We start from the raw sequence: 15389 nt of genomic DNA, 5'->3' as shown, positions 1-15389 counted from the left end.
ATTAATAGAATATACTAAAGCATGCACAATAAATAAGTGTTTGTGACATAGCAACTAAGCAGCCAGAACAATATAAGAAATTGTTCATTCCGGTTTATAAGGAACTGCTCAAATGCGTTTTTGGAAAATAAATCCATTTTACTACTGGTGTTACCTATGAAACGAGCAAGATCAAAATAATTATTAACATGTATGTTTAATAATTATTTTGATCTTGCTCGTTTCATAATAAAAACTGCTATTATCGTTACTTGTAGTCACAATAATTTGAGTGGACGATCTACTCTTTCTTGGCATTAAAAAAAGACACCACATAAATGAGAAATTATCTGATAATTCTTCTGCTTTTAATAAGCACAATATCAAATGGACAGGAGAATCCATATTTGTCCGATTTTGAATATTTCATAGAAAAACTGATTGAAACGCATCCTGATCCATATACCGGATTTGGTGGAAGAATTGGCTTTTTTAAAGAAAAGGAAAAATTCAAAAATAGAATTACCGATTCATTAACAAATGACGAGTTTGTTATTTTAATAAATCAGTTTCTTTCAAAATTAAATGATGGTCATACGAACTTGTATTTTAACAAATCTGAGAATATTGAGCAAAAATATTTTCCAATGCAATTTAAAGTTTCATCTGACAAAGTTTTTATTAATAATACAATCAAGGAATATAAAAACCTGATTGGAAAACCAATTGTTCAAATTAATGACATAGAAATTGATACTTGGAGAAAAAAAGCAAAATCGTTTTTGCCATCAGAAAACATTTCGGGAGAATATTACAACCTAATTAAAATCATTGCAGATTATCAACTCTCTCTTAAATTTTTTGAAAGTTCAAACAGCTTAAAATTAAAGTTTAACAATGGTGATTCCGAAATAATTTCATACAAAACTGAGCAGGTGAAATATCTTGATAAAAAATCAAAGATTGAGTTCGAAAACGATAATGGCTTACTCTATTATTCGATGATTGGTAAAAATAAGAACATTGGATATTTAGCTTGGAATAGTATTTTGAGTCGAGAAGTTGTACAAAATACCTACAAAAATTCTCCAGACTGGATTCAGGGCAATTTAAATTGGGCATATAACTATTTAAACGAAAAACAATCCGGAGATATTGAACAAGATATCTTAAGAATCCCTTCACTTTACGAGCAGTTTTATAAGTTGTCGAAAGAAATGAGAGAAAAGAACTCAAAATACCTTATCATTGATTTACGAGAAAATAGTGGAGGGATGACACCTATTGTAAATCCATTATTATATGTTCTTTATGGTAAAAAGTATTTAAACTTTGATTTTGGTGCTGAAATGATAAGAAGAATTTCTCCATTATATCTGCAAAAAATAGGATTTAGCACAATTGAAGATTTTAATCAAACCTACTACTCAAACTTTAAAATCGGAGATTACACATTTGGTAGTTTCGGTAATATAAATCCAAATTTATCTTTTGAGCAGAAAAAGAAAATGGTCAGAAGTGGTTACAATGGGTTTGGGGCTGAATATTTGAAAAAAACTAAACCGATGACTGATGTTAAAATTTTTGTTTTATGTTCGGCCAAGACTTTTAGTGCTGCATATCATTTTATCTATTTCTTAAAAAGACTTGGAAGAACAACAATTTTTGGAGTGGCTTCAAGACAGGCCGGTATTGCATTTATGGAAACAACAAATGTAAGCTTACCAGAGACAAAAATACGCGGAAGTCTCTCAAATTCTAAGCAAATATTATTCGAGGAAAATTCACAATCAGCGCAAATACTAAGACCGGATCATGAAATGAACTGGGAGGACTATAAGAAATATGACTTTGATCCGAATTCAGAGCTGTTGAAAATACTTGAAATGACTGGTAACTAATAAATAACAGTATTGCCAGGAACCTCCTCCGCCTGAAATCGGAGGGGGTTTTTGGGATTAAAAATCGCCTCAGCCTGAAATCGGAGAGGGTTTTTAGGATTAAAAATCGCTTCCGCCTGAAATCGGAGGGGGTTTTTGGGATTAAAAATCGCTTCCGCCTGAAATCGGAGAGGGTTTTTGGGATTAAAAATCGCTTCTGCCTGAAATCGGAGGGGGTTTTTGGGATTAAAAATCGCTTCCGCCTGAAATCGGAGGGGGTTTTTGGGATTAAAAATCGCTTCCGCCTGAAATCGGAGGGGGTTTTTGGGATTAAAAATCGCTTCCGCCTGAAATCGGAAAGGGTTTTTGGGATTAAAAATCGCTTCCGCCTGAAATCGGAAAGGGTTTTTGGGATTAAAAATCGCTTCCGCCTGAAATCGGAAAGCCCTAGGTGTTTCTGCAAGCTTGGTCGGTTCGAATCAGGTACTTTTTTAGATAACAGATAGCTTATTTTTCTTCTGGCAAAATCTGGAATTTTATAAAGGACAAAAATTGATAACAAAGTGTAAAATACATTAAATTTGTGGTCGGTTTATTGAAAGCCAAAAAACGTATAAATAATACCAATTGCATCCTTTTAATAATTATGCCCTTCGCATGTAACAAGCCATAACCTGTATCAAAATCGATTCGGGAGTTTTTTAAAAAGTATTCTAAGTGCAAAGCAACTTACTACATTTTAGAAACAAATTGGTACAATTTACTTCAATCGGGCAATTTCGATAATGCAATCTATTACTAGCGTTTTATGTATATGTCGGCTTTTTAATTTTAAATACAAATGTTCTATTATATACTCTATGAAAACCAATCAGAATAAAAACGATATTCAGGAAATTGGGATGATTTTACTGAGAATTGGTTCAATGTTGCAAAGTTCAGGCGCTTGTACTGCTCGTATTAGAATAATTTTGCAACGAATTGCATGCTCTTTTAACATGCATGTTAATGTACTAATTACTCATAGAGCCATCATTTTAACACTATTAAACCAACAAGAAGAGCCTGTTTTTAACAGCGTAAAACGAACCGCCTCTCCTGGGGTTAATTTCAAAATTGTTTCTGGCATCAGCAGAATGAGCATGAGTGTCGAAAGCTGTAGATGGGAATTGAGCCGCATTAACAGTGAGCTCAACACACTTGCCAATACTCCACACTATCATAGAATTATTGTTTTAAGTGCTGTTTCCTTGGCTGGCTCCAGTTTTTGTTTTCTTACAGGAGGAAATCCTTTTTCAATGGCTATTTGCTTTATAGCCACATTTATTGGTCTTTTTGTAAGGCAGGAAGCAACACGGATTCATTTGAACCCATATATGTGTGTGTATTTGGCAGCATTTGGAGCAACCCTAACAGCTGGGACTTTCAGGTTTTTTTTGCCGGAAGCGGGCTTAGAGCAGGGATTTGCAACTTCAGTATTGTTTCTTATTCCGGGAGTTCCATTAATCAATTCGTTTACCGATTTTATTGATGGAAACCTGTTGAATGGGATGATTCGGCTTATCAATGGTTTGGTGATTTCCTTTATGATCGCAATAGGGATGATTTGTTCAATACTAATATTCAATTTCTAAAATATGGACTATATATACTTGGCATTAAAAGCTTTGGCCGGAGGAACTGCGGCAATTGGTTTTGCCATTCTATTTAATACGGATCGTTCTTCTTTGTTAACGATTTTTTTTCTAGGTGCTGTTGGCATTTTTATTAAAATTGGAGGATTGCTTTTCGATTTGGATATGATTATTACATCCTTTTTGGGTGCAATATTTGTCGGGTTTTTAAGCTATTATTTTGCACTTTACATTAAAAAGCCACCTTTAACCATCGCAATTCCGTCTGTAATACCAATGGTGCCAGGAATTTTTCTGTACCGTATGATGATTGGTTTTGTAAAACTTGTTGATAGTAATGAGTTCAGCGAAACGGAATTTGTCAATTTGCTTTCAGATATCTGTTCCAATGGAATAAAAGCATTATTTATATTGTGTTTTTTGGCAATCGGGATTAGTTCGCCATACCTTCTATTTAGAAAAAACTCAGTGCACTATATTCAAAAGGATAAATTTTAAAATATGGTAATACCGGAGTAAAAGCTTAAAGCATTAAAAAATAAAGCCTTCGCAAATCTGCTGAAGGCTTTTTTAATGAGTTTTGTCATGTTATTTACTTCTTTAAAAGAAGTCTAAATTCAAATTAAATGTGTTGTACGGCACTTTATGTTGAACGTATTAAAAAAAATTTATAAGGAAAAATTTCTAAATGCCTTTTGTTTGCTAGTGTTTAGAAGTTGCGGACTTGTTAAGTTAAGCTTTGTTTTTTTGTGGTTTGGTAAAGGATTGGCAATTAAGGTTTTTTGAACTAATAGAGAAAATTTTCTTTAATTTTTTTATATTCAAAGTGAAACTCTATTAATATTAACCCTTAAAACTACAGTGTATGGATTTTCAAGAGAAATTAGTGCATGATTTAGTTGCCAAACATGGTACGGATCGCAATAATTTACTTCCAATTCTTCAGGGAGTAATCGATCAGGAAAGATACCTATCCGAAGAGGCAATATTAAAGATTGCCAAAGAGATGAGCATACCTGCTGCTGATGTTTACGGAACGGCTACTTTTTATTCGTTTCTGGACACAGAAACACGCGGTAAGTATGTAATTCGAGTATGCAAAACAATTACTTGTGCAATGAAAGGTAAAAACCAAATCATACAAGCAATAGAGAACTTCTTAAAAATTAAGGTGGGCGAAACTACCGTGGATAAAAAATTTACCATTCTTCAAACCAACTGTTTAGGATGGTGTCACAAGGCTCCGGCAATGTTGGTTAACGATGAGGTTTATACCGAATTAACACCGGAATCGGTAGTTGATATTCTACGTGAGTATCGGGAAGAAAATTAATATTTGAAAGCAAACTAACATTCTAAATACCCTGAGGTATGACAACAACTAAAAAACATCTTCATAGAATCGATCTTATCTTTAAAAATGAGCAAGATTGTAAAGAGATTCTAAGAAATGCATTGGCAAGGTCCAATCAAGAAGTAATAAATGAGATGGTTAATTCCGGTCTCAAGGGTAGAGGGGGAGCAGGATTTCCAACAGGTTTAAAGTGGAAATTAACTGCCGAGCAAAAAGAAGAAGAAAAATTTGTGATTTGTAATGCCGACGAAGGCGAACCCGGAACTTTTAAAGACAGGGAAATTCTTACCAGAGTTCCTCATAAAGTGCTATCGGGTATGGCTGTTTGTGCAAAAATTATTGGCGCAAAAAAAGGCTACATTTATTTAAGAGGAGAATACAGATTCTTGGTTCCTGACCTTAAAAAGGAATTAAGAAAGTTTCATGATATATTGGATGAACTAGGTTTGGATTTTCGTGTGGATATTTTCATGGGAAGTGGTGCATATATCTGTGGTGAGGAGAGTGCTTTATTCGAATCTATGGAAGGCAAACGTGGGGAGCCTAGAAATAAGCCTCCATTTCCAACAGAGAAAGGTTATATGGACAAGCCAACTGTAATCAACAATGTTGAAACATTGGCACATTCATATACGATTTTAAAATATGGTGCAAAAAAATTCCGCGAATTGGGAGTAAAAGACTCTCGCGGTTCAAAAGTATTTTCGGTTTCAGGCGATACTCCAATACCTGGAATTTACGAGCTTGAACTTGGTATGACTGTTCAAGACTTTGTAGAAGATTTTGGTGATGGTGATACAAAGGCAGTACAAGTTGGTGGGGCATCAGGTTTTCTTGTGCCTCGCAAGCGTTTTGTAAAAACAACAATTGGATATCAAGGAAAACTAACGGGTATTTCTTTGCCTACAGGAGGATCGATGATGATTTTTAACAGCTCTCGTTCCATGTATAATGTGCTGAATAACTATTTGGATTTCTTCGAGGAGGAATCTTGTGGACAATGTACCCCATGCAGAGTGGGTTGTCAACAGCTTTTAAAAGGTATTAAGGCCGTGAAGCGTGGCGAAAAACCAGCCTCTTATTTAGATCATTTACTTAAACTAACTGATACAATGAAGCTGACCGCAAAATGTGGTTTGGGCCAGTCAGTGGCTAATTCATTCTCTTCAATTGTAGAAAATTTCCGTGAGGAGATGATTTACTAGTTAGAGCTAATTCCAAATTATTTAAACCATTAAAAAGAATTTTGATATGTCAAACATGGTAAATTTAACAATCAATGGAATAGCTGTTAGTGTAGAAGAGGGAAAAACCATTCTCGAAGCAGCTGAAAAACTCCATATTAAAATACCAACTTTATGCTATCACAAAGACCTTTGCGTTGCAGGTAACTGCAGGGTTTGTGTAGTAGAACAAGTTGGAAATAACAAACTTGTAGCATCATGCGCCATGCCTGTTTCAGAAGGTATGGAGATCAATACCAATACATTAAAAGTTCGAAACTGTCGCAAGCATATTATTGAGTTATTGCTTACCGAACACAATGAAGAGTGTACCAAATGCTATCGTAACGGGCATTGTGAATTACAGGAACTTGCAGCAGAATATCAAATTACCAATCAGGATTTTATTGATTTGGTGCCTGATAAGAATTACACTGTGGATAGAATTTCTCCAGCCATCGAAAAAGATGATTCGAAATGTATTCGTTGTCAGCGTTGCGTTCGCACATGTGCCGAAATACAAAGTGTAGGTGCCATTGCAGTAGCGCACAAAGGTTCCGAGATGAAAATCTCCACAGTATTCGACAGAGCTCTTGATGAGGTAGTATGCACCAATTGTGGTCAATGTATCGTTCATTGTCCTACAGGTGCTTTAACCGAAAAATCATATGTAGAAAAAGTTTGGGATGCCATTGCTGATCCTGAAACACATGTGGTGGTACAAACGGCTCCGGCTGTACGAATTGGCCTTGGAGAAGAACTAGGATTTGGCGCTGGTACTCGTGTAACGGGTAAAATGGTTTCTGCTCTTCGTCGTTTAGGTTTCGATTCTGTTTTGGATACCGATTTTACAGCCGATCTTACCATTATGGAAGAAGGTACTGAGTTATTAACAAGATTAAAGAGAGCATTGGTGGAAGATGATCCTGATGTTGCATTGCCAATGGCAACTTCTTGTTCTCCTGGTTGGGTGAAATACATCGAGCATAAATACCCTGAGTATTTGCCGAATCTTTCAACTTGTAAGTCGCCACAACAAATGTTTGGTGCATTGGCAAAAACTTATTACGCTAAAAATATTGGTATCGAACCTCAAAATATTGTTTCGGTATCTATTATGCCATGTACCGCTAAAAAGTACGAAGCCAATCGTCCTGAAATGAAGGATAGTGGTTATAAGGATGTGGATTACGTTCTAACTACTCGCGAATTGGCTGTAATGATTCGACAAGCAGGTATCGAATTTGAAAAATTAAATGATGAATCCTACGATTCAATTATGGGAACAGGTTCGGGTGCCGGTATTATTTTTGGAGCAACAGGTGGTGTTATGGAAGCGGCTCTTCGAACAGCTTATGAAATCATTACCGGACGAGAAGTTCCATTCGAAAATCTTGATATTCTTCCTGTTCGTGGTCTTGATGGAGTAAAAGAGGCTTCTATAAAAATCGAAGGAACTGTTGATGATTGGAAGTTCCTGGAAGGAGTAGAATTGAAATGTGCCATTACCAACGGATTGGAAAATGCTCATCGATTAATGGATGATATTAAGAATGGAGAAAGATTCTATCACTTCGTAGAAATAATGGCTTGTCCGGGAGGTTGCCTTGGTGGAGGAGGCCAACCATATCCGGTTGACGATGAGGTTCGACTCAAGAGAATGAAGGCGATCTATGATGAAGATTCTGATTTGCCTATAAGAAAATCTCATGAGAATCCTGAAATTGTTCAGATCTATAGAGATTTCTTAGAAGAACCTTTAAGTCATAAATCTCATAAACTGCTTCATACAAGCTATGTAAAACGTGAACAGTACTAAGCTGAATTCAAAAATTTTAATCTAACTCAGATTAATAAAAAATGCAATTCTGTATTTAAAGAAAGATCCGGTTTTAGCCGGATCTTTTGTTTTGTATATTCTCTGGTTCAATTTGATATTTAACGTGAGTTCGAGGTAAAATTCGTTCACAGTTTGATCTGATTTTGAGTAGAAATTTTCTCAAATTTTCGAAGGAATATCGGGATATTTCAAGAAGATTTGAGGAAATTTATGCCGAAAGCAGGCAAACACATAATGGAAAGTTCTCTTTACGACATCTTCACATTAAAAATTCCTCAAAATAGCCCGCTATTCTTTCCAAATTTTTAATGCAAATCTATCGCAAATATAACTTTCTGTGGATAGAATTTTACGTCGAACTCACGTTATTTAGGCTTTCACTCCATCTGAAGGCATTCCTTGTTTCTGTATATAATTTTTTAACGAAGAATAAACTCAAAAGTACAATAGAATGTAACCTATGTCGTGGAAATACTGATATTAGAATTGATTGATCGTTTTTCTGATCGCAACAAGTTTGGTAAGTAAATCTTCCAAATAATCCAAGTGCAGCATGTTTGCTCCATCCGATTTTGCATTGGCAGGATCAGGATGAGTTTCGATAAAGATACCATCAGCACCAACAGCAATACCAGCTTTTGCAACTGTTTCAATTAGTTCCGGACGTCCACCGGTTACTCCTCCTGCCTGATTTGGCTGTTGCAAAGAGTGCGTGATGTCTAATACCACAGGACAATTGTTTTCTTGCATTACAGGAATACCTCGGTAATCTACAATCATGTCCTGATATCCAAACATATTGCCTCTGTCGGTAAGAACCACTTTTTCGTTTCCCGATTCGCGTACTTTGTTTACAGCAAACTTCATTGACTCGGCTGCTAAGAACTGACCTTTTTTGATATTTACAAACTTGCCTGTTTTTGCAGCTGCTACTAACAAATCGGTTTGACGGCATAGGAATGCAGGAATTTGCAAAACATCAACATATTCGGCAGCCATGGCAGCCTCTTCAGCGCTGTGAATGTCGGTAACCGTTGGAACACCAAAGGTATCGCTTACTTTCTTTAGGATTTTCAATGCTTTTTCATCGCCAATTCCAGAAAAAGAATCCAATCTGGAACGATTAGCCTTTCTGTAAGAGCCTTTAAAGATGTAAGGAATTTCAAGCTTATTGGTAATTTCAACAACTCTTTCTGCTATTCTCATAGCGATTTCTTCGCCCTCAATAGCACAAGGTCCGGCCAAAAGAAAAAAGTTACCGCTATCGGCATGTTTAATATTTGGGATATTTTCTATCATGATATTCGTTTTTTTCAGGGCAAAAGTAAACAATTTTAGAATCGATTCTTCCACCAATATTTTAATCTCTCCCAAATTTTTGCCTCTTGAGCATTTTGTTGAGGAGTATATAGTCTTTGATCTTTTATTTCGTTAGGTAAATATTGCTGCACCACAAAGTTACCCGGGTAATCGTGTGAATATTTATAATTCTTGCCATAATCCAACTTCTTCATAAGCTGGGTTGGTGCATTTCTTAAATGTAAAGGAACTGCCAAATTACCAGTTTCCCTTACCAAGGACTGTGCTTTTTTGATGGCAAGATAAGAAGCATTGCTTTTAGGCGAAGTAGCCAGATATATAGCTGCTTCGGACAAAATAATTCTGGATTCGGGCATTCCTACCAAATTTACAGCTTGAAAGCATGCATTGGCAAGCAATAAGGCATTAGGATTTGCCAAGCCAATATCTTCACTGGCCGAAATAACCAATCGTCGTGCAATGAATTTAGGATCTTCGCCTCCTTCAATCATTCTGGCCAGCCAATATACAGCAGCATCGGGATCACTTCCTCGTATCGATTTAATTAAGGCAGAGGCAATGTCGTAATGTTGTTCTCCATCCTTATCGTACATCGAAGGATTTTCCTGTAGCTCTTTGGTAACCAATTGGTTTGTAATGATTATTTTGTCGCTGGTTTGCGAATTGATAACCAATTCCAAAATGTTGAGAAGTTTTCGAGCATCGCCACCGGAAAACTTAAGTAGAGCATCTTTCTCTGCAACTTCAATGTTTCTTTCTTTTAAATAGCTGTCATTTTCAATTGCATGATCAATTAGGAATTCAAGCTCCGCTTTTTCTTGCGCTTTTAATACATATACCTGACATCTTGAAAGAAGAGGGGAGATTACTTCGAAAGAAGGATTTTCTGTGGTTGCACCAATTAAGGTAACCGTTCCATTTTCAACAGCTCCAAGCAAAGAATCTTGCTGTGATTTACTAAACCTATGGATTTCATCGATAAATAGAATAGGGTTAGGAGCAGAAAAGAATCTTTGGCTTTCGGCTTTTGAAATTACCTCGCGAACATCTTTAACACCAGAATTAACTGCTGATAAAGTATAAAACGGGCGATTAAGCTGATTTGCAATGATTTTTGCGAGAGTCGTTTTGCCAACTCCGGGGGGACCCCATAAAATGAAAGAGGAGATATTACCTGATTCAATCATTTTACGCAATACAGCTTTATCGCCAACCAAATGTTTTTGTCCAAGATAATTCGATAAATCTTTTGGTCTAAGTCGTTCTGCCAAAGGTTGATTTGGAGTCATTCTTTTATTTCTTTAGTCAGGTTTGTTACAATAACGTTTAATTACGTTGTAAGCATCTGTTAGTCCAAGCTCACCGGCCTTGCTCAAATCTTCATAAGCCAAAGCTTTGTTGTCTAAAAACAAGTAGATCAAACCTCTATTGTAGTATGCTTCTTTAAAGTTGGAATCCAGCTGTAAAGCCCAATCATAATCAGCAATTGCTTTTTTTAATTGTTTAGATTTTGCATAGGCATTTGCACGATTAAATATGGCAAATCCAAATGATGGATCTAACTGAATTACTTTGGTGTAATCTTTTATTGCACTTGAATAATCAACGATAACTTCATTTTTGCTTTTTGTTTCATCGGGTCTTAAACTTACAACAGATTCATTTCCTGTTCCAACAGATTGAATGTAATCAGTCATGGCAACAAGGGCATTGGCTCTGTTGAAATAGGCGAAAACCATGTTTCGATCTTGTTCTAATACCTTGTTAAAATCATCAATGGCATTGTTGTATTTTTTATCCATTAAATGATAAGTCCCTCGATAGAAATAAGCTTTTACATGATCAGTTTTAATTTCATCCTCGGCAATCTTAATTAGTTTGTCAACCAATGATTTTGGATACCTCTTGTTGTGATTGGAGATGGCAAAAGCTGGATGATAATTTTGTTTCTGGTTGTACTTCATAATCGTTTGGTCGTAATACTGAATTTTACCAGCCCTTAAGCTATCCATGCTTAAATGTGTTATGTGAAAATTGTCTTCCAACTCAATGTTTACGCGCTTATTTTGCACTTTTCCTTTAATAACTTCTTCTGTAAATGATTCCCTTGAGTTCAAATCAATTAAACGCTGAAAGTTTTCGGTTGTATCAACAAATGCCGACATTTTACCATCGTTTTTCATTTTCTTATATCTGTCGATGATTTGGAGTGCCTGATAGCGATCTTTCATTGCGCCTTTTTCATCATTTAAATCACGTTTTACCGATGCTCTTGCCAGATATGCTTTTGCAAAATCAGGATAAATTCTAATGGCAGTGCTAAAATCAGCCATGGCTCCATATAAATCACCAATGTCGGTTTTCACAAATCCTCGATTGAAATAAATCAACATGTTATCAGGGTTCATTTCCAATACACTATTAAAATCTTCGATGGCTGAATTGTAATCACCAATTTCTGATTTTAGTAAAGCTCTGTTGTAGTAGCAGTGTGCATTATTCGGATCAATTTCGAGTACTTTATTGTAATCTTTCATTGTACCCTTTAAATCTTTCATTTTGTAATTTGTAAAAGCTCTGGCCATAAGAACTCTTGTGTTTTCCGGCTCAATTTTTAAAGCCCGGTTATAGTCTTTAATAGCTTCATCGTAATCTTCTTTTTTAAATTTAAGGTAACCTCTGTTACCAAACGCATGAGCCGAGAAGTTGTTTAATTGAATTGCTTTATTGCAATCTTTTATTGCTCCATCAATATCATCCAGATTTTCACGTGCTATTGAACGATTGAGATATGCACCCATTATTTCAGGATCAATATAAATTGCTTTTGAGTAATTTTTTTCTGCTTTTTTATATTGTTTAAGGGATAGTAAACTATTGGCTTTGCTAAAATATATGTCAGCCATGTTAGGTTTGAATTCCAATGCTCTGTCAAAATCGTTTAAGGCATCTTCAAATCTTTTGAGTGCATTTTTAGCAATTCCCCGATATAAAAATGCAAAAGTATAATTTGGATTTAACTCAATGGCCTTTGTATAATCCACAATCGCACCATTATAATCTTCAAGGTGCGATTTTGCAAGACCTCGAAAGAAATACGGTTCAGGCAAGTAAGATTTTACTCTGATAATATCATTAAACTTGTTAATGGCTTCGGTATAATCATCAAAATAAATTGCATTTCGACCTTTATCGAAAATATTATTGGTGTTTAGCTGAGCCTTGGATAGAATGGGATGTAATGATATCAAGAGGGTGAAAATACCCAGAAGAAAATTATTGCGCATAGTATTCTATTTTGGTATGCTTTATTTATGAATTACAAATTTATAAAATTAAAGAACTCTTCTTTTAAAGAATCACTCTATTCTAACAAGATCCAAGCCATTCATTTTCATTTGTGAGCAAAATAGCTTAAATTATAAAGTGTTGAACTAACTAATTAGGAGGTGGATATGGACAATGTTTTATTAAAATACATGGAGAAAAGGTTCGAATCCAAAATTATTGAGCCTAAAGAGAAATCATTTTGTGAAGGACCTATTGTTACCATCTCACGCGAATGTGGATGCACAGCTATTAACATTGCAAATAGTTTGGCTGCCAAATTAAGCGTTAAAACCAAAAAGAGATGGACTGTTTTAACCAAAGAAATTCTGGAGCAATCGGCAAAGGAATTAAACTTGGATCCTGCAAAAATTGAATATGTTTTTAATTCAAAAGAGAAGACGACTTGGGATGAGATCTTGGCAGCATTGTCTAGTAAATATTACCAAAGCGACAGGAAAATTAAAAAGACAATTGCCGAAGTGGTACGTTCTTTTGCTTGCAAAGGGAATTGTGTGATTATTGGCAGAGGTGGCGTGGTACTTACTAAAGAGATTGAGAAATCGTTCCATATTAAATTGCAAGCACCTTTGGAGTGGAGAGCCACTCAACTGCAAAAAATCTACAATCTAAGTATGGAAGAAATGCTTCAATATGCCGAGGAGATTGATCAAAAAAGAGAAGTTTTAAGAAACTACTTCAATAAAGAACCATTGCCAAATACTGTTTTCGATGTAATCTATAACTCCAAAAACTTAGCTGAGGAGGATATCGTAAATTCATGCCTCGCTTTAATAGAGAAGAAAGGGGTATTAGGAAAACAAATTGTTATGGGTTAGATTTCTAATTATTACAAAAAGAAAATGAGAGCATGTATAATCAGATGTTCTCATTTTTTTGGGATGAATGTAATACAGTTTTAATCAAAACCAAGATTATAATACTTGTATAATTGCCTGATTTCGACTAAAAATATTGTTACAGTTTGCACTGATTTCGGTTAGAAATCTTCTTAAATTAACGTGAGTTCGAGGTAAAATTCGTTCACAGTTTGATCTGATTTTGAGTAGAAATTTTATCAAATTTTCGAAGGAATATCGGGATATTTCAAGAAGATTTGAGGAAATTTATTCCAATAGCAGTTAAAATCTTTGAAAACTCATCTTCACACAATCTTTACTTTAAAAATTCTTCAAAATATTCTGATATTCTTTCGGGTTTTTAAGGCAAATCATGAATAAATCTGACTTATAGTGGCGAATAGTTTTAATCGAACTCCGGTTAATGCCTAAAATAATTGTTAAACTGACATTAGTTCTTGTTTAAGGATTTGGTTTTGTTATTTTTGCAACCGTTTGAGTGAAATGATACAAATCAAGTGATATGTTCATTTAAAATTGATCATCGATTGATTAGGGGGTTGATGGATCAATGTTTGAGAAACTGAAATAAGTTTATCAGGTGAACACACATCTACAACCAAATGGAACGAACATGAATTTTAACCTGCCATTAAAGTGGCAGAATTACAATTGATGGAGAGTTGCATCTGATAGAAAATAAAATTATAAGAAGATGAAATTAAAATTTTTAAGTGTTGGACTTTTAGCAGCTGGGTTGGTATTTTCAGCATCAGCTAGTGAAAAAAAAGTGAAGAAAAAAGAAGCTTATCAGTTTACTGATGTTAAAAGACTGCCTGCAACATCAGTAAAAGATCAGCACAGATCCGGTACTTGTTGGTCTTTTTCAGGATTGTCATTTCTTGAATCTGAAATGATTAGAATGGGTAAACCTGAGGTGGATTTTTCGGAAATGTTCGTAGTGTATAACTGTTATTCAGATAAGGCAAAGAAACATGTAAGAATGCACGGAAACTTTAACTTTGGAGGCGGTGGTGCATTTCACGATGTAACTTATGTGTTAAAAAACTATGGTTTAGTTCCCGAAGGAGTTTACAAAGGATTGAACTATGGTGAAGAAGGACATACTCATGGTGAGTTGGATGCGGTATTAAATGACTATGTTTCGGCTGTTATCAAAAACAAAAACAAGAAATTAACTCCTGCATGGCACAAAGGTTTCGATGGTATTCTTGACTCTTACTTAGGGGCAAAACCTGAAAAGTTTGAGTATGCAGGAAAAGAGTATACTCCAAAGTCTTTTGCGAATGAATATGTTGGATTAAATGCTGATGATTATATCGAGATTTCATCTTACACTCATCACCCATTTTATGAAAAATTCATTATCGAAGTTCCGGATAACTGGTTGTGGGATGAGGTATACAATGTACCATTGGATGAAATGATGGAAATTATGGAAAAAGCGATCATGGATGGCTATACCATTGGTTGGGCTTCTGATGTTAGCGAAAAAGGCTTTATGTACCGAAAAGGTATTGCAATTGTTCCTGAAACAGAAACCAAGAACATGTCTGATTCTGAAATTTCGAAGTGGGAATCACTTTCTGACACTGAAAAAGCGGATAAATTGAGTGGTAATGCAGGTCCGGTTAAAGAAAAAGTAATTACCCAGGAAATGCGTCAGCTTGCCTTCGATAACTACTCAACAACTGACGATCATGGAATGCACATTGTGGGTATTGCTAAAGATCAGAAGGATAATAAGTTCTTTATTGTGAAAAACTCGTGGGCCGATGACAGCAATAAGTACAACGGTTACTTTTATGCTTCCTACCCATTTGTAGCTTATAAAACAATGTCTTTCATGATTCACAAAGATGCTTTGTCGAAAACAATGAAAAAGAAATTAGGTTTGTAATACTATCATAATAAGATATTAAGCCCGACTTTTGGTCGGGTTTTTTGTGCC

Annotated in this window: 11 protein-coding genes; 8 read left to right on the top strand and 3 right to left on the bottom strand. The window is 35.3% G+C overall.

Going from position 1 to position 15389, the window contains the following annotated elements; translation table 11 throughout:
* The first annotated feature begins 317 nt into the window (after positions 1–317).
* From ACO05S_RS02645 to ACO05S_RS02620, 6 genes are all read left to right on the top strand, one after another.
* A complete protein-coding gene (locus ACO05S_RS02645; RefSeq protein ID WP_421920000.1) occupies positions 318–1880 on the top strand; it encodes a S41 family peptidase in 1563 nt (520 codons plus the stop codon).
* A gap of 839 nt (positions 1881–2719) precedes the next feature.
* Positions 2720–3493 carry a threonine/serine ThrE exporter family protein gene (locus ACO05S_RS02640; RefSeq protein WP_421919999.1) on the top strand — a complete coding sequence of 258 codons (774 nt, stop codon included), beginning with the start codon at positions 2720–2722 and terminating at the stop codon, positions 3491–3493.
* 3 nt (positions 3494–3496) lie between these two features.
* Complete coding sequence (locus ACO05S_RS02635) at positions 3497–3991, top strand: threonine/serine exporter family protein (RefSeq protein WP_421919998.1); 495 nt, start codon at positions 3497–3499, stop codon at positions 3989–3991.
* Between the two features lie 367 nt (positions 3992–4358).
* Positions 4359–4826: an NADH-quinone oxidoreductase subunit NuoE gene (nuoE, locus tag ACO05S_RS02630; RefSeq protein ID WP_421919997.1), complete on the top strand. Its 468-nt coding sequence runs from the start codon at positions 4359–4361 to the stop codon at positions 4824–4826.
* Positions 4827–4864: 38 nt separating this feature from the next.
* On the top strand, positions 4865–6052 hold the full coding sequence (locus ACO05S_RS02625; protein WP_421919996.1) for an NADH-ubiquinone oxidoreductase-F iron-sulfur binding region domain-containing protein: 1188 nt from the start codon (positions 4865–4867) through the stop codon (positions 6050–6052).
* A gap of 46 nt (positions 6053–6098) precedes the next feature.
* A complete protein-coding gene (locus tag ACO05S_RS02620) occupies positions 6099–7889 on the top strand; it encodes an NADH-dependent [FeFe] hydrogenase, group A6 (RefSeq protein ID WP_421919995.1) in 1791 nt (596 codons plus the stop codon).
* Between the two features lie 501 nt (positions 7890–8390).
* Here ACO05S_RS02620 and kdsA read toward each other — a convergent pair.
* From kdsA to ACO05S_RS02605, 3 genes are read right to left on the bottom strand one after another with little or no spacing between them, the layout of a single operon-like run.
* Positions 8391–9209, bottom strand: coding sequence for a 3-deoxy-8-phosphooctulonate synthase (kdsA, locus tag ACO05S_RS02615; RefSeq protein ID WP_421919994.1), 819 nt, complete (start codon positions 9207–9209; stop codon positions 8391–8393).
* 35 nt (positions 9210–9244) lie between these two features.
* Positions 9245–10519 carry a replication-associated recombination protein A gene (locus ACO05S_RS02610; protein ID WP_421919993.1) on the bottom strand — a complete coding sequence of 425 codons (1275 nt, stop codon included), beginning with the start codon at positions 10517–10519 and terminating at the stop codon, positions 9245–9247.
* 12 nt (positions 10520–10531) lie between these two features.
* The gene (locus tag ACO05S_RS02605) at positions 10532–12517 is read right to left on the bottom strand and encodes a tetratricopeptide repeat protein (protein WP_421919992.1); all 1986 of its coding nucleotides are present in this window, start codon (positions 12515–12517) and stop codon (positions 10532–10534) included.
* A gap of 168 nt (positions 12518–12685) precedes the next feature.
* On the opposite strand from ACO05S_RS02605, the gene ACO05S_RS02600 reads away from it, so the two are divergent.
* Both ACO05S_RS02600 and ACO05S_RS02595 read left to right on the top strand, forming a co-directional pair.
* Entirely contained in the window at positions 12686–13396 is a 711-nt protein-coding gene (locus ACO05S_RS02600; RefSeq protein WP_421919991.1) for an AAA family ATPase, read from the top strand.
* A 736-nt stretch (positions 13397–14132) separates the two neighbouring features.
* Entirely contained in the window at positions 14133–15338 is a 1206-nt protein-coding gene (locus ACO05S_RS02595) for an aminopeptidase C (protein ID WP_421919990.1), read from the top strand.
* The last annotated feature ends 51 nt before the right edge of the window (positions 15339–15389 follow it).

The sequence above is a fragment of the Marinifilum sp. genome, from assembly GCF_965230805.1.
GTDB lineage: Bacteria > Bacteroidota > Bacteroidia > Bacteroidales > Marinifilaceae > Marinifilum.
The sequence above is the reverse complement of the archived record's forward strand: the minus strand, read 5'-3'. Positions and strand labels throughout refer to the sequence as shown.